At 72.5% G+C, this 19071-nt stretch carries 15 protein-coding genes; 3 read left to right on the top strand and 12 right to left on the bottom strand.

Annotated features, from left to right (window positions below):
- Positions 1 to 2: 2 nt before the first annotated feature.
- From ACFQ8E_RS01310 to ACFQ8E_RS01275, 8 genes are all read right to left on the bottom strand, one after another.
- Entirely contained in the window at positions 3 to 881 is an 879-nt protein-coding gene (locus ACFQ8E_RS01310) for a carbohydrate ABC transporter permease (protein ID WP_430548760.1), read from the bottom strand.
- Complete coding sequence (locus ACFQ8E_RS01305; protein WP_430548759.1) at positions 878 to 1816, bottom strand: carbohydrate ABC transporter permease; 939 nt, start codon at positions 1814 to 1816, stop codon at positions 878 to 880. Before ACFQ8E_RS01305 ends, ACFQ8E_RS01310 begins: the two co-directional genes overlap by 4 nt.
- Positions 1813 to 3138 (bottom strand): ABC transporter substrate-binding protein, encoded by a 1326-nt coding sequence (locus ACFQ8E_RS01300; RefSeq protein ID WP_430548758.1) that lies wholly within the window; start codon positions 3136 to 3138, stop codon positions 1813 to 1815. Before ACFQ8E_RS01300 ends, ACFQ8E_RS01305 begins: the two co-directional genes overlap by 4 nt.
- 45 nt (positions 3139 to 3183) lie before the next feature.
- A complete protein-coding gene (locus tag ACFQ8E_RS01295; protein WP_430548757.1) occupies positions 3184 to 5706 on the bottom strand; it encodes a GH116 family glycosyl-hydrolase in 2523 nt (840 codons plus the stop codon).
- 64 nt (positions 5707 to 5770) lie between these two features.
- A complete protein-coding gene (locus tag ACFQ8E_RS01290) occupies positions 5771 to 6670 on the bottom strand; it encodes a carbohydrate ABC transporter permease (protein WP_430548756.1) in 900 nt (299 codons plus the stop codon).
- A complete protein-coding gene (locus ACFQ8E_RS01285) occupies positions 6663 to 7622 on the bottom strand; it encodes a carbohydrate ABC transporter permease (RefSeq protein ID WP_430548755.1) in 960 nt (319 codons plus the stop codon). Before ACFQ8E_RS01285 ends, ACFQ8E_RS01290 begins: the two co-directional genes overlap by 8 nt.
- Positions 7619 to 8986, bottom strand: coding sequence for an ABC transporter substrate-binding protein (locus ACFQ8E_RS01280; RefSeq protein WP_430548754.1), 1368 nt, complete (start codon positions 8984 to 8986; stop codon positions 7619 to 7621). Before ACFQ8E_RS01280 ends, ACFQ8E_RS01285 begins: the two co-directional genes overlap by 4 nt.
- A gap of 14 nt (positions 8987 to 9000) precedes the next feature.
- Positions 9001 to 10080 (bottom strand): glycoside hydrolase family 172 protein, encoded by a 1080-nt coding sequence (locus tag ACFQ8E_RS01275; protein WP_430548753.1) that lies wholly within the window; start codon positions 10078 to 10080, stop codon positions 9001 to 9003.
- 148 nt (positions 10081 to 10228) lie between these two features.
- Between ACFQ8E_RS01275 and ACFQ8E_RS01270 the strand changes: the two genes are divergently transcribed.
- The 3 genes from ACFQ8E_RS01270 to ACFQ8E_RS01260 all read left to right on the top strand — a co-directional run bounded on the left by ACFQ8E_RS01270 (position 10229) and on the right by ACFQ8E_RS01260 (position 14430).
- Positions 10229 to 11206 (top strand): LacI family DNA-binding transcriptional regulator, encoded by a 978-nt coding sequence (locus ACFQ8E_RS01270; protein WP_430548752.1) that lies wholly within the window; start codon positions 10229 to 10231, stop codon positions 11204 to 11206.
- Positions 11207 to 11272: 66 nt separating this feature from the next.
- Positions 11273 to 12790, top strand: coding sequence for an FGGY-family carbohydrate kinase (locus ACFQ8E_RS01265; protein WP_430548751.1), 1518 nt, complete (start codon positions 11273 to 11275; stop codon positions 12788 to 12790).
- On the top strand, positions 12787 to 14430 hold the full coding sequence (locus ACFQ8E_RS01260) for a fucose isomerase (RefSeq protein WP_430548750.1): 1644 nt from the start codon (positions 12787 to 12789) through the stop codon (positions 14428 to 14430). Before ACFQ8E_RS01265 ends, ACFQ8E_RS01260 begins: the two co-directional genes overlap by 4 nt.
- A 34-nt stretch (positions 14431 to 14464) precedes the next feature.
- Here ACFQ8E_RS01260 and ACFQ8E_RS01255 read toward each other — a convergent pair whose 3' ends face one another.
- The 4 genes from ACFQ8E_RS01255 to ACFQ8E_RS01240 all read right to left on the bottom strand — a co-directional run bounded on the left by ACFQ8E_RS01255 (position 14465) and on the right by ACFQ8E_RS01240 (position 18992).
- Positions 14465 to 15049 carry a hypothetical protein gene (locus ACFQ8E_RS01255; protein ID WP_430548749.1) on the bottom strand — a complete coding sequence of 195 codons (585 nt, stop codon included), beginning with the start codon at positions 15047 to 15049 and terminating at the stop codon, positions 14465 to 14467.
- A 173-nt stretch (positions 15050 to 15222) separates the two neighbouring features.
- Positions 15223 to 16587 (bottom strand): L-lysine 6-transaminase, encoded by a 1365-nt coding sequence (gene lat, locus ACFQ8E_RS01250; RefSeq protein WP_430548748.1) that lies wholly within the window; start codon positions 16585 to 16587, stop codon positions 15223 to 15225.
- A gap of 58 nt (positions 16588 to 16645) precedes the next feature.
- On the bottom strand, positions 16646 to 17101 hold the full coding sequence (locus ACFQ8E_RS01245) for an Lrp/AsnC family transcriptional regulator (RefSeq protein WP_430548747.1): 456 nt from the start codon (positions 17099 to 17101) through the stop codon (positions 16646 to 16648).
- Positions 17102 to 17108: 7 nt separating this feature from the next.
- The gene (locus tag ACFQ8E_RS01240; protein WP_430548746.1) at positions 17109 to 18992 is read right to left on the bottom strand and encodes an ABC-F family ATP-binding cassette domain-containing protein; all 1884 of its coding nucleotides are present in this window, start codon (positions 18990 to 18992) and stop codon (positions 17109 to 17111) included.
- Positions 18993 to 19071 lie beyond the last annotated feature (79 nt).

The raw sequence follows: 19071 nt of genomic DNA, 5'->3' as shown, positions 1-19071 counted from the left end.
GGTCAGCCCCGGATCCCGGCGGTGGCGATGCTGGCGACGAAGTGCCGCTGGAAGACCAGGAACACGACGAGCACGGGCAGCACCACGGCCGTGATCGCGGCGAACACGCTGGTCGGGGACACACCGCCCTGGGCGGACTGCAGCGCGACCAGGCCCAGCGGCAGGGTCATGTTCTCCGGCGTGCTGATGAAGATCAGCGGCGCGAAGTAGGAGTTCCACGAGGCCTCGAAGACGAGGATCGCCACGGCGGAGATCGCCGGAGCCGACAGCGGAACGACCATCCGGAACAGGATCCAACCGTGCCCGGCGCCGTCCAGCTTGGCCGCGTCGTCGAGCTCCCGCGGGATGCTGTTGAAGTACTGGCGCAGGAAGAAGATCGAGAACACCTGGATGAGCGCGGGCAGCCAGAGGGACGCCAGCGTGTCCACCAGGCCGAGCGCCCGCATGAGCATGAACACCGGGATGACCAGCAGCTGCGCCGGGACCATGAGCGCGGTCAGCATCACGAAGAAGATGCCGTCGCGCCCCCGGAAGCTGAACCGCGAGAACCCGTAGGCGGCCAGCGCGCTGACCACGAGCGACCCGAGCGTCGCGACCACCGCGACCACGACGCTGTTGACCGCCATCCGGCCGAACGGCAGGAGGTCGCCGACGGTCGCGAAGTTCTGCAGCGTCGGGTCCACGGGCAGCCAGTTCGGCGGGACCTGGAACGCCTTCGCCGGGTCGGTGAGGCTGGTCGAGACCAGCCACACGAGCGGGGCCACCATCACGAGCCCGACCGCGACGAGGACGACGTCGAGGACGACGGAGCCGGTGGTGGGCCGGCGTCGGCGGAGCACGGGTCCGGACGGGGCGGGACGGGGCGGGGCGGCGGTCGTCATTGCTGGTACACCCACTTCCTGGACGCCCAGAACTGCAGCAGCGTCACGAGCATGATCACGACGAACACGACGATGGCGACGGTCGAGGCGTAGCCGATCTGGAACGCCTGGAAGCCCTGCTCGTACAGGTACATGACGAGCGTGGTGGTGGCGTCGTCGGGCCCGCCGCCGGTGATGATCTGGATCGGGTCGAAGATCTGGAACGCCCCGATGAACGTGACGACGGTGGCGAAGAAGAGCGTCGGCGACATCATCGGGACGGTGACGTTCCAGAACACCTGGCGCCGGTTCGCGCCGTCGGTCCGGGCTGCCTCGACGAGCTGCTGCGGCACGGTCTGCAGGCCGGCGAGCATGATGATGAAGGTGAACCCGAGCGTGTGCCAGAAGTCGATGCCGATGATGGCTGGCAGCGCCCAGCCCGGGTCGAGGAACCAGTCCGGCGGCGTGAGGCCGAGCCGTTCGATGTAGTGGTTGACCAGGCCGAACGCCGGGTCGAGCATGTACTGCCACAGCAGCGCGACGGCGGCCCACGAGATGATGAACGGGAAGAACACCGCGGTCCGGACGAAGTAGGAGACGGCCCGGCGGGCGACCCGGTTCACCGCGAGCGCCAGCAGCAGGGCACCCACGACGTGCGTCACGACGGAGGCGAACGCGAAGACGAACGTGTTCCCGAACGCCTGGAGCAGGGTCGGGTCCTCGAACAGGAGCCGGAAGTTGTCCGCCCCGACGAACTCCGGCGGGGTGAGCATGTCCCACCGGAAGAGGCTCAGCCCGATCGCGACGAGGAACGGGCCACCGATGAAGACTCCGAAGAGCACCAGCGCCGGGCTGATGAACAGGTAGCCGAGCCAGTCACGGCCCAGGCCACCGGCACGCGGCCGGGCGGGTGCCGCGGGGGCGACCCGCGCGGGAGGGTTCTGGGTGACGGTCACAGCAACGGCCCGATCTTGTCGTAGGTCCGGTTGAGCTGGCTTCGCGCGTCGGAGTACCCGGAGACCACCTGCAACCACCCTTCCTCGACGGCGTCCTGGATCTCCGGGCCTCGTTCGGGCGAGGGCACCGGCGTCGCGTACTCGAGCTCGAGCGCGTCGACGAGCCGCTCGCTGCCTCGCGGCGCGCCGCCGAGGAAGGCGTCGCCGCGGGCGACGGAACGGCGCGCGGGCACGATCGTGCCGCCGGTCCGCGCGTAGAACTCGCCGGCGTCGCGCGACATCAGGTACTTGATGAAGGTCCAGGCGTCCTCGGTGTGCTGGGACTCGTCGGTGATGTCCCACGCGTCCCAGCCCACGGGCGTGCCGTGCACCCCGTTGTTCGGGAAGTCGACCACCTGGATCTTGTCGGTCAGCCCGATCCGGTCGGCGTTGACGATGCCGAAGGCCCCGTCGTGGAACGACGCGAGCCTGCCCTGCTGCATGAGGGTCGGGGGGTCGTAGCTGCCCCCCGGGTCGGGCGCGTACCCGGCCTTGACGAGGGCGCGCGCCATCTCGGCCGCCTCGACGGCTTCCGGGCTGTTGATCGTCGCCTCGCGCCAGTCCGCGTCGAGGCTCGACGTCCCGTTGTTGGTCAGCCAGGGCAGGACGTCGTGCCAGTACCCGTTCTGGACCGTCATGAGGAAGGCGCCCTGCGCCTTGACCTTCCGCCCGGCCGTCATGAGGTCGTCCCAGTGCCACCCGTCGTCGGGCACCTCGACGCCGGCGCGGTCGAGCAGCTCCGTGTGGCAGAACTGCACGATGGGGTTGTAGCCGCCGGGGACGTAGTACGTGTGCTCGTCGGGCGAGCCGTACCGCTGGGTCCAGGTACGCAGCTTGTCGTGGATGTCGTCGTAGTACTCGTCGACCTCCGCCTGGTCGGCGGCGATGAGGTCGTCGAGCGGCGCGAGCACCCCCTTGGACGCGAAGAGCCGCTGCCCCTCGGTCGCGATCTGCACGATGTCCGGAGGCTGGCCGCCGGCGATCTGCGTGGCGACGGCGTAGACGAACTGGGCCCAGCTGCCGGACTTCCCGGACGCGGCGAGCGCGATCTCGGGGTGCTGCTCGTTGAACTCGGCGAACAGCGCCTCGAACTGTGCTCGTTGGTTGATGTCCCCGAGGTAGACGAAGTCGAGATCCCCCTGCGCCTCCGGCCGGGACCGTGTGCTGCACCCGGCGAGCCCGCCCGCGAACGGGAGCAGCGCTGCGCTGCCCAGGACCTCGAGCATCCGTCGGCGGGTCAGGCCGGGTGCCGGCCGGCCCTTCCCCGCGTGTGGTGCGTTCATCGCTTGCTCCATCCGTCGTCGCACAGAGTGGGAACGGCTCGCCGGTCAGCGGACCACGGCCGCCTGTTCGGGCGTCGTGGTGGCGGTCTCGACGCACCGGACGCCCGGGTCGCCGTGGACGGGGACGACCTCGACGTCGCCTCCGTCGGTGCGGTGGACGTACCCCCAGCCGCTGCCGGTGAGCACGGGGAGCCGCTCCCCCGGGCGCGGGGTCCGGAGCACGAGGGTGCCGGAGACGGAGTCCCACGACCGCCCCGTCAGGGCGTGGAGCACGGTCCACCCGGCCATGCCGCGGACGTAGTGGTCACCGCACTCGACGTGGTTGTACGGGTTGCGGCGGGAGCCGTCGTACCGCGCCCACAGCCCGCGCAGGATCGCCCAGCCCTCGTCGTCGAGCCCCTCGCGGAGGCAGTGCGCGGCCACCTGCTGCTCGGTGCCGGTCCACACCTCGTCGGCGTAGCGGGTCGGCACGTCGGGCCGGCCGCCCGTGGGCCACGAGCAGACCAGCAGGCCGGTGTCGTCCCGGTCGGCGAACACGCGGTACGGGTGGTCGAAGCCCTCGAACCCGGAGCGCAGGTTGTGGCGCAGGATCGCCCGCAGGGCCGACCGCACGTGGGCGGCGGGCAGGACGTGCCCGAGGTCGAGCTCGTGCGCCCACCACTGGCCGATGAGCTGGTCGGAGAGGCAGCCCTGCCCCCACTGGTACTCGTCCGGCTCGTCCGGGTCGAGGACCTGGACGTAGTACTCGCCGTTGAAGAGCAGCGCGTCGTAGGCGGCGCTGCCGCGCTCGAACAGCGCGTGCAGCTCGTCGGCGAGCGCCGCCTCGTCGCGCAGCCGCGCCATCTCCTCGAACGCCCGCAGCGCGGCGAGCCACAGCGTGCCCATGAAGCTGTTGACCCCGCGCAGGTCGATGTCGTGGGTGCTCGGCTGGATGCCGCGCAGCACCCCGGTCGACCCCGGGTCCCACTTTCCGCGCACGTGGTCCAGGAGCAGGAGGAGCCTCGGCCACCTGGTCTCGAGCCAGTCCAGGTCGACCGCCCCGCTGCGCAGCTCGCGATAGCACTTGAGGACGACGCCGAGCATGCCGTCGAGCGCCGGCTCCTCGGGTCCGCCGATCGGCCGTCCCCACAGCTGCGGGAGGTAGGTCGGCGAGATCACCCGGTGCGGGACGGAGCCGTCGGGCGCCTGCAGGACGTCGAGCTCGGTGTCGCGCATCGAGCGCTCCAGCTCGGGGAAGAGAGCGGCGAGGGCGTGCTCGTAATTCCACACGTGCGTGCAGTTCAGCGGGCACGACCCGCCGGTGTCGCCGGCGTGACCGCGGGTGGAGGCGCCGTTGACCCCCTCGAACCCGAAGAAGGCCCCGTCGGCCGTGCGGAAGCAGGTCGGGCTGCGCAGCGCGGCGGCCTGGGCGGCGAGGTGCTCGACCGCCTCGTCGTCCCACCCCGACCCGGCCAAGAGGTCGGTCCAGGCGCGCGAGTCGCGTTCGAGGTCCGACCATTCCTCCTGGACCCGCCTGGCCACGTCGAGGGCGTCGTCGTACACCGTCGTGTAGTGGTTGCCGAGCCAGAACCTCGTCGGCCCCCACTGCGGGTTCGCCTCGCCGAACTGGTTGAAGTTCACGTACCGGTTCGGGAAGTGCCACGTGATGGCGTACCGCACGACGACGGTCTGCCCGGGCGCGAGGTGCATCGGCGCGGCGAGACCGCCGTTCCACGTGCTCCCGGCGGGGCTCGGCCCGACGGCCCCGGCAGGGGCGCCGGGCTGGTGGTCGGCCAGGTGGCCCGCGGCGTCCAGACGGGTGCGCTCGGCGAACGGGGACCGCGCGTCGAGGAAGCCGATGAACTCCGCGGGGTCGGTCCACTGCGGCATCGCCGCCGTGTAGGGGGTGTCGCAGGTGAGGACGGCCTGCCCGGCCCCCGCCGCCAGCGGGTCGAGCCCGGCGTTCTCCATGACCAGCGAGGTCCATCCGCGCGACCGGCGCACCCGGTTCGTGTTGCCGCCGTACCCGGCGGCGTGCACGCCGTCCGCCGGCGACGCGCCGTCGCGCCCGACGGGGTTCTGCATCGCGGCGCCGAGCCACGCACCCACGGGGAGGTCGGAGGTGTTCGTCAGGGTGAAGGTGAACATCGCCGCCGGTATCGAGCTGCGGTCGACGTCGAGCGGCACCATCGGCGTGAACGCCTGCATGCCGACGCGCACCGGTCCGTCGAGGTCGTAGTCGAGCTCGGCGAACGGGTAGGCGCCGCGGAAGGTGGTGCCGCGGACCCCGCCGAAGCGGGCGACGAGGTCGCGCTGCCAGGCGGGCACCTCGTGGTCGGTGACCAGGGGCGCCGGGTCGGAGGGCTCGGCCGGGGCCGCTTGAAGGACGCGCGTCTCGCTCAGGGGTGGTTCGCCGCGCTGCACCCGGAGCGCGAAGAACGTGTGCGGCAGGTCGCCGCGGTGGTTGCCGATGTGGTGGAGCTGCCACTGTCGCAGGCCGCCGTCCGCGCAGACGGCGACGTTGCCGGTGCCGATGCCGCCCAGCGGGAGGGCGAGGCTCGCGCCGTCGCCGTCGTGGATGTTCCTCATTGCACGTCCGCCAATCCGAGTGGGTCTCATTCGCGCCGTTCGAGCTCTGAGCAGGGAGATGGGGTCACTTGAAGCCGGCGTTCTTGATGGACTCGACGATCTGCCGCTGGAAGAAGAAGAAGATCAGCAGCGTGGGCAGGGCGGCGACGGTGGCCGCGGCGAGCACGTAGTTCCAGTCCCCCACGTACTGCTGCTGGAACGTCGCGATGCCGAGCTGCACGACGCGGAGGTCGGGGTCCGAGGTGATGGTCAGCGGCCAGACGAACGCGTTCCAGTTCGCCAGGAAGAAGAACACCGCGAGGGCCGAGAGGATCGGCTTCGACAGCGGCAGGATCACGCTGCGATAGATCCGCCAGTAGCTCGCCCCGTCGACCAGGGCCGCCTCCTCCAGCTCGGCCGGGAGCGACACGTAGAACTGCCGCAGCAGGAAGATCCCGAACGCGTTGAAGATCGCCGGGACGATGAGCCCCGCATAGCTGTCCACAAGCCCCAGCGCGCGCACCACGACGAATGTCGGGATGAGGATCACCGGCAGGCTCACGAGCAGCGTGGAGAAGATCAGCAGGAAGAGCGTGTCGCGGCCCTTGAACTTCAGCCGCGCCAGCGCGTACGCCGCCATCGAGTGGAACCACAGCGCCAGCACGGTGATCGTCGCCGAGATGAAGAAGCTGTTCAGCATGTACCGCAGGAACGGCACCTCGGTGAAGACGTACCGGTAGTTGTCCAGCGTGGGGGCGCTCGGCAGCAGGGTGGCACTGTTCACCTCGGCCGCCGTCTTGAACGACCCGGAGACCATCCACACGAGCGGGAAGATCGTCAGCAGCCCCAGCACGATCCCCAGGACAAGGAGCGCCACCTTCGAACGCGTCCACCGCCTGTCGGTGCGGCGGGTGCGGACGGGGCGTGCCGGCGCGTCGGCCGCGGCGTCGTCGCGGGGCGGGGTGCCCGTCAGGGTGTCAGTCATTGTCGAAACGACCTCCTCGGGTCACCGCGAACATGAGCGCCGACCACGCGAGCATCACCAGGACCAGGACGGACCCGATCGCGGCGGCGTAGCCCAGCTCGCCGAACAGGAAGGCCTGCTCGTAGATGTAGAAGATGAGCAGCGTCGTCGAGCCGGCCGGGCCGCCACCGGTGAGGACGAACACGAGGTCGAGGCCGCCGGTGATGACGCTGACGGTGGCGGTGATGATCACGAAGAAGCTGGTGGGCCGCAGCAGCGGCAGCGTGATCGCACGGAACCGCTGCCACGCGCCGGCCCCGTCGATCCGCGCGGCCTCGTAGTACTCGCCGGGGATGTCCTGCAGGCCGGCCAGGAAGATCACCATGTAGTAGCCCATCTGGAACCACACGGTCACGACCACGACGGTGCCGAGCGCCAGGCTGGGCTCCCCCAGGAACGACACGTTCTCGAACCCGAGGGACGCGGCCACGCGGCTGAGCACGCCGGTCCGGTCGCCCAGCATGAACTCCCAGACCATCGCCACGACGACGAGGCTGATGACGTACGGCACGAAGAGCATGCTGCGGATGGCGCCGACGAAGGGGATCTTCTGCTGCACCAGCAGCGCGAGGCCCAGCCCGACGACGAAGATCGCCGGGACCACGCCGACCAGGTAGAGCAGGGTGATCCGCACACTGCTCCAGAACTGCGGGTCGCCCGCCATGCGGACGTAGTTGCCGAGCCCGATGAACTGGAACGACCCGAACCCGTCGATGCGGAAGAACCCGAGCACCACCGCGAGGACCATCGGGACGGCGACGAAGACGAGCAGCCCGAGCGAGTCGGGCAGCAGGAACCAGAACGCGGCGCGGCGCTGCCGCCGCTCCTGGGCGGCCCTGCCCACGCCGTCGGGGCGCGGGACCGAGCCCGCCCGCGCCCGTCCGGCGGTGCGTGAGACGGTGACGGCACTCATACCAGCGGCCCTCCCTCGTAGGTCTCCATGTAGCTCTCGATCGCCGACTGCGCGGCCTCGGCCTCGACCCGCGCGTCGGCGCCCGCGAGCATGACGTTCTGGATGGCGTTGGAGACGGCCTTGTAGATGACCGGCGGGTAGCGGGGCTCGCCCCGTCCGGTGGGCAGGATCTCGTCCCGGAACTGCTGCATCACGGGGTTCTCGAACGCCCCGGAGTTGCCGATGGCCTCGGTCACGGAGCGGCGAGCAGGCATGTTGCCCTTCGCGACGCCGTTCCACCGCGCCGCGGCGTCGACCGACTCCTTCGACGTCGACCCCATGACCTCGACGGCGAACCGGGCGGCCGACTCCGGGTCGCGGCCACGGCTGTTCACCACCCAGGCCCAGCCCCCGAGCGCCGTCACCGACTCCCCGCCCGGCGGCACCGGGAGGCGGAAGACGCCGTAGGGGTGGTCGGGCGCGTTCTGGCGCATGGCCTCGACCTGCCAGACGCCGGTCTGCCACATGGCCGCGTACCCGTTGGTGAACGCGCCGACCAGGTCGCCGCCCGCGGGGAGGGTCCGTGCGGCGGCGCCGCTGCCCACCGCGTCCCCGTACATGGCCAGCGCCTGGACCGCCGCGTCCGAGTCGAACGTCGGCCGCTGCGTCCGCGGGTCGACCACGTCACCGCCGCCCTGCCAGACCCACGGGTAGAAGGTGAAGTTCTGGTAGTAGCTCGGCGTCGTGTCGAGCACGAGGCCCGTCCGCGGACCGCCGGTGAGGCGGCGCCCCAGCTCGAGCATCTCCTCCCACGTCGTCGGGAGGTCGCCCTCGGAGAGCCCGGCCTCCTCGAACGCGGGGATGTCGTAGAAGATCGCCAGCGGCTCCTGCTCCATCGGCAGCCCGTAGACCTTGCCGTCGACGGTCCGGGTCGCGAGGGCGTCGGGGTAGAAGTCGTCGATCGCCTCCTGCGACATGTAGGGGGTGAGGTCGGTGAGGACCCCGCCGTTGTAGTAGCGCAGGAAGTCCCCGGGTGAGATGAGGAAGATGTCCGGCCCGTCCCCGGAGGCGAACGCCGTCGCGAGCCGCGTGTTCGTGGGGTCGGTGTAGGCGGGGATGTAGACCATGTCCACGGGCCGCTCGCCGGCGGCGGCCCAGCGCCGGGTCCCCTCGAGGAACCACTGGCTCTGCGCCACGATGTTCGGGTCCTGCTGCGGCGCGGGGGCGTACATCTGCCAGAACTGCATCGGGTCGGCCGGGGCGCCGACGGCGCGCGTGCAGCCCGCCGTCGCCCAGGCCGCGGCGAGCGTCCCCGCGCCGGCCACGCCGAGTCGCAGCACGTCCCGGCGGCTGACCTGCCGTCCGTTCAGGTGTCGACCGTTCATGTCGGACCTCTCTGTCAGAGCACCTCGAGGGCGTCGGCGTCCGGGGTCTCCGGGCGCCGGGCGGTCGGGCGGTCGAGGTAGAAGAAGGCGGTCGAGGCGATGTCGTCGTGCAGCGGCAGGTACCGGTGCCCCGAGCGCCAGCCCAGGGCCTGGATGTCGACCGTGAGGTCGGAGGCGAAGTGGATCGGGTCGGCCACGTGCCAGCGGTACATGCCGAACCGCTGCTGCGACCGGTACAGGCCGTCCGGCCGCAGGATCTGGTGCAAGCCGAGGTACGGCGTCGTGAACGCGGTGTACCCCTGCCCGGGGACGTCGAAGTTCCAGGCACCGCCGAAGTAGTCCTCGGTCCCGGTGCCGCAGATCGTGGGGTATCCGCCGCCGTCGCCGTCGAGGTCGCCGTCGAGGTAGAACTTGATCTCGCCCTCGCCCCACCACCCGGAGCTGTTCACCCCCCAGGCGAGGTACGTGCCGACGTAGTGGCCCTGCCCCTCGACGCCGGCGAGGATCGGGTGGGTGGTGCGGTCGGGCAGGGGGTTGCTGCGGCGCCACTGCGCGTGCAGGTAGCCGGCGCCCTCCTCGGCGGCCTGCTCCCCGACCTCGTACGTGACCTGGTAGTACACGACGGCGGTCTCGGACCCGAGGTTCTCGATCGTCAGGTGCGCGGACTCGCGGAACGGCATCGGCCAGTAGCTGTTGAAGCCGCCCTGCGGGTTGACGGCCACCGTCGCCGAGCTGAGCTGGGCGAACTCGCCCCACCCCTGACCGAAGAAGTCGCCCACGGGGACCTCGACCGCGGGCTCGGCCGCGCCGTCCCAGGAGGCGCGCAGCAGCAGCGATCGCCAGTGGTCGGTGTGCGTCGTGAGCCACACGTGGGTGATGCGCCCGGGCCCGGCGATCCGCGCCATGTCGAAGGTCTCGCCCGGGCCGATCTCGACGCTCGGGGAGACCTTCCACCCCGTCCCCAGATCCCGGGCGGGCCCGGCCCCGGTGCCTTCGGTGGCCCGGCCGCCGCCCCCCTTCTCCCCGGTGAAGTTCTCGGGGCTGATGGAACGGGTGGCGACGGGCCGCAGCGCGGCGATGTCGCTTCGGAACATGTCCTGTCTCCTTCGACGAGAACGGGTGTCACATGCTGTAATCGATTTCACGGATGCTAGGAGCCGACGGCGGCAGGTGTCAACCACCTGGGCACCACCACGTGACCGGGCTGCCATAAGGTGGGCCCACGTTCCCCGGGAGGGCGAGATGACGAGGATCAAGGACGTCGCGGCACGGGCGGGCGTGTCGACCGCGACGGTGTCGCGGGTGCTCAACGGCGCGACGGTCACCCCCGACCTCGCCGCGGCCGTGCGTCAGGCCGTGGACGATCTGGGATACACCCCGGACCGCACCGCCCGGTCCCTGCGCCGGCGACACTCCGAGCTCATCGCTCTCGTCGTGCCGGACATCGAGAACCCCTTCTTCACCTCGCTCGCGCGCGGCGTCGAGGACGTGGCCCGCGAGGCCGGACTGTCCGTCGTGCTCTGCAACACCGACGAGGAGACCGCGGCGCAGGAGCACTACCTGCGCATCGCCGCCGACGAGAACATGGCAGGCGTGGTCGTCGCCCCCGCCGGCCCCTCCCCGTGGCTCGCCAAGCTCGCGGGGCGCGACCGCGCCGTCGTGGTCGTCGACCGCGAGGTGCCGGACGACGTGGACCAGGTCGTGTTCGACAACGTCGACCTGGGCCGCCGCGCCACCAGGGCGCTCGTCGCGCAGGGGCACCGCCGCATCGCCTGCGTCACCGGGCCCCACGCCACGCCGACGGCCTCGGACCGTGCCCGGGGCTGGCGCGAGGCGCTCGCCGAAGCCGGGCTCCCGGCCCCGGACGACCTCCTGGTGCACGCCAGCTTCCGCGTCGAGGGCGGCGAGAGCGCGGGTCGGCAGCTGCTCGACCTGCCCGAGCGGCCCGACGCCGTGCTCGCGACGAACAATCTCGTCGGCGTCGGCGTGCTCCGGGTGCTGTCGGCGGCTCACCACCCCGAGGTGGGCCTCGGGATCATCGGCGACCTCCCGTTCGTCACGTCGCGCATGGACAGCACGGTGCTGCTGCCGCTGCGCCCCCGCGAGATGGGGCTGACCGCCGCCCGCATGCTCGTGGCACGGATCCAGGGCGAGCCCGGGCCTGCCCGGCGGGTGGTCCAGCCCACGCGGCCGATCGCCATGGACGGCACCTCGCTCTGACCCCCGCCGCACTCGTCTCACGTCTCGTCGTTGCACCTGTAATCGATTTCTGCCACAGTGTCCGGCATGCCAACCCGAGCCTTCCTCGGCGTCGACGTCGGTACCTCGAGCAGCAAGGGCGTGCTCGTCGGGCCGACGGGCGAGATCCTGCGCACCGCGGCGCGGGCCCACGACGTCGACCGGCCCGCCCCGGGCCACGTCGAGATGGACGCCGAGACCTGGTGGTCCGAGCTCCGCGAGCTCGCGCACGAGCTCACCGCCGACCTGGCCCCCGGCGCGGTGCGCGGCGCCGACCTGCCCGACGACCTCGAGGTCGCCGCCGTCGGCGTCTCCGGCATGGGCCCGTGCGTGCTGCTGACCGACGAGGCCGGCACCCCGCTGCGCCCGGCGATCCTCTACGGCGTGGACACCCGCGCCACCGACCAGGTCGCGCGGCTCGACGCCGAGCTCGGCCGGGACGCGATCCTCGAGTCCTGCGGCTCCGCACTGTCCTCGCAGGCCGCCGGCCCCAAGATCGCGTGGGTCCGCGAGCACGAGCCCGACGTCTACGCGCGGGCCCGACGGCTCTTCATGCCCGCCTCGTACCTGGCGTTCCGCCTCACCGGCGAGTACGTCCTCGACCACCACTCCGCCTCGCAGTGCACGCCGCTGTACGACCCCGCCGCCCTCGACTGGCATCCCGGCCGGGCGGACCGCGTCGCCCCCGGGCTGCACCTGCCCCCGCTGCGCTGGCCCGGGGACGCCGCGGGCCGGACGCGGGAGGCGCTCGCGGGGGTGCCGGCCGGCACCCCCGTCATCACCGGCACGATCGACGCCTGGTCGGAGGCCGTGAGCGTCGACGCCCGGCACCCGGGCGACCTGATGCTGATGTACGGCACGACGATGTTCCTCGTCGCCACCGTGCCCGCCCCGCTGCGTAGCCCGACCCTGTGGGGCACCGTCGGCGCGTTCCGCGGCACGCACAACCTCGCAGGCGGGATGGCGACCTCCGGTGCCGTCACCGCCTGGCTGCGCGACCTCACGGGGGCCGACTACCCCGAGCTCCTCGCGGAGGCCGCCGCCTCCGGCCCCGGCGCGCGGGGGCTGCTGATGCTCCCCTACTTCGCCGGGGAGCGGACGCCCGTCCAGGACCCCGACGCCCGGGGCGCGGTCGTGGGCCTCACCCTCGACCACACCCGCGGCGACCTGTACCGCGCGGCGCTCGAGGCCACCGCCTTCGGGGTGCGCCACAACATCGAGACGATGCGCGACGCCGGCGCGACGATCGACCGCGTGATCGCCGTCGGGGGCGGGACGCAGGGCGGCCTGTGGACGCAGATCGTCTCCGACGTGACCGGCCTTCCCCAGGTCGTCCCGACCCGCACGGTCGGGGCCAGCTACGGCGCGGCGGCCCTCGCCGCCGGTCTCGTGCACCCCGTCGACGTGTCCGCCTGGAACCCGCCCGCCGCGGTCCGCGCACCGGACCTCTCCCTCCGCGCGCTCTACGACGAGCGCTACCGCCTCTACCGCGACCTGTACCCGGCGAGCCTCGACGTCGCGCACGCCCTGGCCCGCCAACGACGCCACGAAGGAGCAGCATCGTGACCACCTACGACGTCCCGACCATCCCCGAGCCGCCCGCCGCCCCGCCGCAGACCGTCTACCTCGTCGCGTCGGGCGACCTGCGCGAGTCCGCCAACGTCGCGGGCTGGCCCACCCAGGTCGGCCTGGAACGCCTGCTCGGCGACGCCTTCGCCGGCCACGGATGGAAGGTCGTCCGCGCCCACGAGGTCGACCCGGAGACCGGCCACGGGTTCATCAGCAGCCAGCGCATGGGCCTGGAGGTCTTCCGCGACGTCCCGCCCGACGCCCCGCTGGTCGTCGCCGAGGCGGTCTGGCAGTACAGCCACCACGTGCTCGCGGGGCTGCGGACCCACCGCGGCCCGATCCTCACGGCCGCCAACTTCGTGGGCGACTGGCCGGGCCTGGTGGGACTGCTCGGCCTCAACGCCGGGCTCACCAAGATGGGCCGCGAGTACTCGACGGTCTGGACCGTGGACGGTTCCGACCCGTGGTTCCACGACGCGATCGGCGAGTGGGTCACCACCGGCCGCATCACGCACGACGCGTCCCACGTGCACCCGCTCCCCCCGCTGCGCGGGACGGTGGAGACGGAGCTCGGCCGGGCCCTCGGCGCACAGCTGCTGCGCGACAAGGCGATCGCCGGCGTCTTCGACGAGGGCTGCATGGGCATGTACAACGCGATCTTCGACGACGAGCTGCTCAACGGGATCGGCATCTACAAGGAGCGGCTGTCCCAGTCGGCGCTGTGGGCCGAGATGCAGCGGGTCCCCGACGCCGAGGCCGACGAGGTGCACACGTGGCTCGAGGACGCGGGAATGACGTTCCGGCTGGGCGTGGACGAGGCCACCGAGCTGACCCGCGGGCAGCTGCTGTGGCAGTACAAGATGTACATCGCGGCGCTGCGGATCGCGGACGACTTCGGGCTCGACGCGGTCGGTATCCAGTACCAGCAGGGCCTCAAGGACCTCTCCCCCGCGTCCGACCTCGCGGAGGGCCTGCTCAACAACGTGCAGCGCCCGCCGGTGCGCTCGCGCGACGGCGCGCGGGTGCTGTGGGAGGGCCAGGCCTTCCCACACTTCAACGAGGCCGACGAGGGCGTCGCCGTCGACGCCCTCGTCACGAACCGGGTCTGGCGGGCGATGGGCCTCGACCCCGCGACGACCCTGCACGACGTGCGCTGGGGCGAGGAGTTCGACGGGCGCTTCGTGTGGGTCTTCGAGATCTCGGGGTCGGTGCCCGCCTCGCACCTCGAGGGCGGCTACGCCGGCGCCGAGGGCTGGCGCCAGGACCCGGTGTTCTTCCCCGCCGGGGGCGCCACCATCAACGGGGTCTCCCGCCCCGGCGAGATCGTCTGGTCGCGCGTGTACATCGCCGACGGCCACCTGCAGGTGGACCTCGGCCGCGGCTCGGCCGTCCGGCTCCCCGCGGAGGAGACCCGGCGCCGCAAGGAGGCGACCAACCCCGAGTGGCCGATCATGCACGCGGTCCTGCACGGTGTGTCGCGCGACCAGTTCATGGCCCGGCACAAGGCGAACCACCTCAACGTCGCGTACGCCCCCGACGCCGAGACGGCGGACCGGGCGCTCGAGGCGAAGGCGGCGTTCTTCGACGCCCTCGGGGTGCCCGTCCACCTGTGCGGCGACACCTCCCTGAGCCGCTGACGACCCGGCGAGCACCCCGGCACTGACGGCGCCGTCAGCCGGCGACGGCGGCTCCGGCCAGGTCCACGACGGCGGCCGTCACGGCGTCCAGCGTCGCTGCCGTCAGGCCGGGGTCGCCGTCGACCTCGAGCGAGTGGTCGCCGCCGTCCACCTCGAGCACGCGCACCCCGGACGCCGCGGCCAGCGCGCCGTCCCAGAGCGCGTCTGCGGTGCCGCCCACCAGCAGCGCCGGCACGCCCGACGCGCCCAGGCCCACGCAAGCGGCACGCACCTCCGGCGCCCGGTCGGTCGTGAGCAGCGGCGTCAGCCACGCGCCGGGCAGCCCCAGCTCGACGGCGACGGGCAGCGCCAGCGTGCCGAGCGACTTCGCCAGCACCAGGTGCACCGCGTCCGGCGCGGCGGCGACGCCGTCACGCAGCACGTCGGCGTACGCCCGTCGCGCCACGTCGAAGTCCGGGCGCTCGCCCCACACCACGCTCCGCACCGTCCACCCGGCCGCGCGCAGCGCCGCGGAGGGCCGCGCCAGCACCGGCCCCTCCGCCGTGTACCCCAGGCCCGGCAGCACCGTCAGCACGAGGCCCGGCTCGCCGTCGTCCACCACCACCCGATGACTGCTCACGGCCCGAGCCTGCCACGACCGCGATCCCTGCCGCCGCACGACGACAAGAGCCGGGTCCGGGAGTCGTGCGCACGGTAGTCAAACCCGAAGTGGAGGGCGCCCTGGCGCCCGTGAACGCTACCGTGCGCACGACTCCCGGAGCCGGCGTCTACCAGGTGCGAGGTGTCGACCGATTAGCCGCCGACCCGGGAGACGACCGTGTCAAGCACCGCGACGGCGGCATCCAGCACCGACTCGTCGACGGTCAGCGCCGGCCGGAACCGCACGGACCGCTCCCCGCACCCGAGGACGAGGAAGCCCTCGGCGTGCAGGCCGGCGAGGACGGCGTCGCGCACGTCCCGCGACGGCAGGGAGACGGCGCACATGAGCCCGCGGCCGCGGGGGTCGGTGACGACGCCGGGGTGCGCGGCCGCCAGCGCCTCGAGCCGCGACAGCAGGCCCGCACCGACGCGCGCGGCGCGCTCGATCAGCCCCTCGGCCTCGATCACCTCGAGGATGCGGCGCGAGCGGACCATGTCGGCGAGGTTGCCGCCCCAGGTGGAGTTGATGCGCGAGGACACGTGGAAGACGTTGTCGTCGATCTCGTCGACGCGGCCGCCGGCCATGACGCCGCACACCTGGGCCTTCTTGCCGAAGGCGACGACGTCGGGCTGCACGCCGAGCTGCTGGTAGGCCCAGGCGGTGCCGGTCATGCCGACGCCGGTCTGCACCTCGTCGAGGACGAACAGGGCGTCGTGCTCGCGGCACAGGGCCTGCATCGCCTGGAGGAACTCGGCGCGCAGGTGGTGGTCGCCGCCCTCCCCCTGGACGGGCTCGGCGACGAAGCAGGCGATGTCGTGCGGGTGGGCCTCGAAGGCGGCGCGTGCCTCGGCGAGCGCCTGCGCCTCGAGGGCCTCGACGTCGCGCGGGGTGCCGTCGGCGTCGTGCCCGGGGTACGGCGAGGAGATGCGCGGCCAGTCGAACTTGGGGAAGCGGGCGACCTTGCCGGGCTCGGTGTTGGTGAGGGACATGGTGTACCCGGAGCGGCCGTGGAAGGCGTGCTGCAGGTGCAGCACCCGGGTGCCCAGCTCCGGCGAGCGGCCGTGCGCCTCGTTGTGCCGCGACTTCCAGTCGAACGCGACCTTGAGCGCGTTCTCGACGGCGAGGGCGCCGCCGTCGACGAAGAAGAGGTGCGGCAGCGCGGGGTCGCCGAGCACGCGGGCGAAGGTGTCGACGAACCGGGCGAGCTCGACGGTGTAGACGTCGGAGTTGGAAGGCTTGTTGATCGCGGCGCGGGTGAGCTCCTCGCGGAACAGCGGGTCGCGGAACAGGGCGGGGTGGTTCATCCCCAGGGGGTTGGAGGCGAAGAAGGTGAACAGGTCGGTCCACTCGCGGCCGTCGCGGGCGTCGACGAGGGTCGATCCGTGCGAGCGGTCGAGGTCGAGCACGAGGTCGAAGCCGTCGACGAGCAGGTGCTCGCGCAGCGACTCGAGGACGGCGGTGGCCTCGATCGAGCCGCCGACGCTGGAGGCTGTGCGCTGAGAGATTGTCTCGGTCATACCCTGACGGTAGAGGAGAACTTCCTGCCGAACCAGAGCATGACCGTAAGAAATCTTGTCAGTGCGCCAGCGGCCGTCCCTCGAAGTACGTCCGGAGCACCACGGTGGAGCGCGTGGACACGCTCGCCTCCCGCCGGATGACGCCGAGCAGGTCCTCCAGCGCCGACGGCGAGGACACCCGCACCAGCAGCAGATAGTTCGCGTTGCCCGCGACGGACCAGCAGGCCTCGATGCCCGGGACGTCGCGCAGCCGCTCGGGGGCGTCGTCGGCCTGCGACTGGTCCAGCGGCGTGATCTCGACGTACGCCGCGATCGGCAGCCCGACGGCGTCGGGGTCGACGACGGCGCGGTAGCCGGTGATCACCCGCCGCGCCTCCAGCTTGCGCACCCGCGCCTGCACGGCGGACTGCGACAGCCCCGTCACGCCCGCGAGCGCCGCCAGCGTCGCGCGCCCGTCCTCGCGCAGCGCGCGCACGAGCGCCCGGTCGACGTCGTCCAGCACTGGGTCGTTCATGGGGCGATCATCCGGCCACCTCGGCGGACTCCAACCAGGCCATCTCGAGCTCCTCCTTCTCGGCGCCGAGCTCCCGGAGGCGCTCGTCGAGGGCCGCCACCGCGGTGTAGTCCGTCGGGTCGGCGGCGATCTGCTCGTGCAGAGTGTTCTCCTCGTCCGCGATCCGAGCCAACCTCCGCTCAATCCGTGAGATTTCCTTCTTGGCGGCCCGCACCTCCGCCGCGGAGGCCCCGGGCGGCGTCGTCGCAGGTCGCGCAGCAGAACCGGCGGTCCCGGCCGCGGCCGGCGGGGCGCCCGGTGAGGCGGCGTCCACCGACGGGCCCGAGGTGCCCGCCCGGCGCAGCTGGAGGTACTGCTCCACGCCGCCCGGCAGGTCCCGCAGCGCGCCGTCGCCGAGCAGCGCCCACTGCCGGTCGCACACCCGCTCCAGCAGGTATCGGTCGTGGGAGACGACGATCAGCGTGCCGGGCCACCCGTCGAGCAGGTCCTCGACGGCGGCGAGGGTGTCGGTGTCCAGGTCGTTCGTGGGCTCGTCGAGCAGCAGCACGTTCGGCTCCGAGACGAGCAGCCGCAGCAGCTGGAGGCGCCGCCGCTCGCCTCCGGACAGGTCGCGCACGATGGTGTGCGCCCGCTCGCGGGTGAAGCCGAGACGCTCGGTGAGCTGCCCGGCGGTGAGCTCCTTGCCGTCGACGACGACGGTGCGCTTCTCGCGGTCCACGACCTGCACGGCGGTGAGGTGCCCGACGTCGTCGAGCTCGCCGACGTCCTGGGTGAGCTCCGCGACGTGCACCGTCTTGCCGCGCCGCACCCGACCGGAGTCGGGCTCGCGCCGCCCGGCGAGCAGCGAGAGCAGCGTCGTCTTGCCCGCGCCGTTCACGCCGACGACGCCGTACCGGTCGCCGGGGCCGAGGCGCCACGTGACGTCGTCGAGCAGCACGCGCCGCCCCGCCGCGTCGCGCGGCCCGGCCTCGTGGCCGTCCCGCGCGGGGACGGTGACGGTGACGTCCTCGAGGTCGAGCACGTCCTTGCCCAGGCGGCGGGTGGCCATCTGGGTGAGCTCGAGGGTGTCGCGCGGCGGCGGCTCGTCGTCGATGAGCGCGGCCGCGGCGTCGAGGCGGAACTTCGGCTTGGAGGTGCGTGCGGGCGCGCCGCGCTTGAGCCAGGCGAGCTCCTTGCGCAGCAGGTTGTTGCGCTTCTCGGCCGCGGTGGCGGCCTGCCGGGCGCGCTCGGCGCGCGCCAGGATGTAGGCCGCGTACCCGCCGTCGTACCCGTCGACGCCGCCGGAGCCGTCGCCCCGCACCTCCCACGTGCGGGAGCAGACCGCGTCGAGGAACCAGCGGTCGTGGGTGACGACGACGAGCGCGCCCGTGGCGCCCGGCCGGCCGTAGCGGGCGGCGAGGTGCTCGGCCAGCCAGGCGACGCCCTCGACGTCGAGGTGGTTGGTGGGCTCGTCGAGGAGCAGGACGTCCGGGTCCTCGACGAGCAGGGCCGCGAGCGCCACGCGACGCCGCTGCCCGCCGGAGAGGGTCGACGCCGGCTGGTCCAGGTCGAGGTCGGCCAGCAGGCCGGCGTGCACGTTGCGGATGCGCGCGTCGGACGCCCACTCGTGCGTCGCGTCGTCGCCGTGCACGAGGTCGCGGATCGTCGCCGCGTCGTCGTCCACGTCGCGCTGGACGAGCATGCCGAGGCGCGAGCCGCCCACCCGGGTGACGCGCCCGGCGTCGGGGGCCTGCGTGCCCGCGAGCAGACGCAGCAGGGTCGACTTGCCGGCCCCGTTGGGGCCGACGACGCCGATGCGGTCGCCGTCGTCGAGCCCGAGCGAGACGTCGCGCAGGAGGGTGCGGGTGCCGATGGTCAGCGCGATGCCGTCCGCGCCGAGGAGATGTGCCACCCGACGAGGGTAGTCGCCAAGCGGGCACGCGATCCGTCACGGTGTGCGGCCGGACACCGCGACGGATCGCGCGCCGGGC

It is taken from the genome of Isoptericola sp. NPDC056573 (assembly GCF_042793335.1).
Lineage (GTDB): Bacteria > Actinomycetota > Actinomycetes > Actinomycetales > Cellulomonadaceae > Isoptericola.
This window is presented reverse-complemented; position numbering and strand designations above follow the sequence as displayed.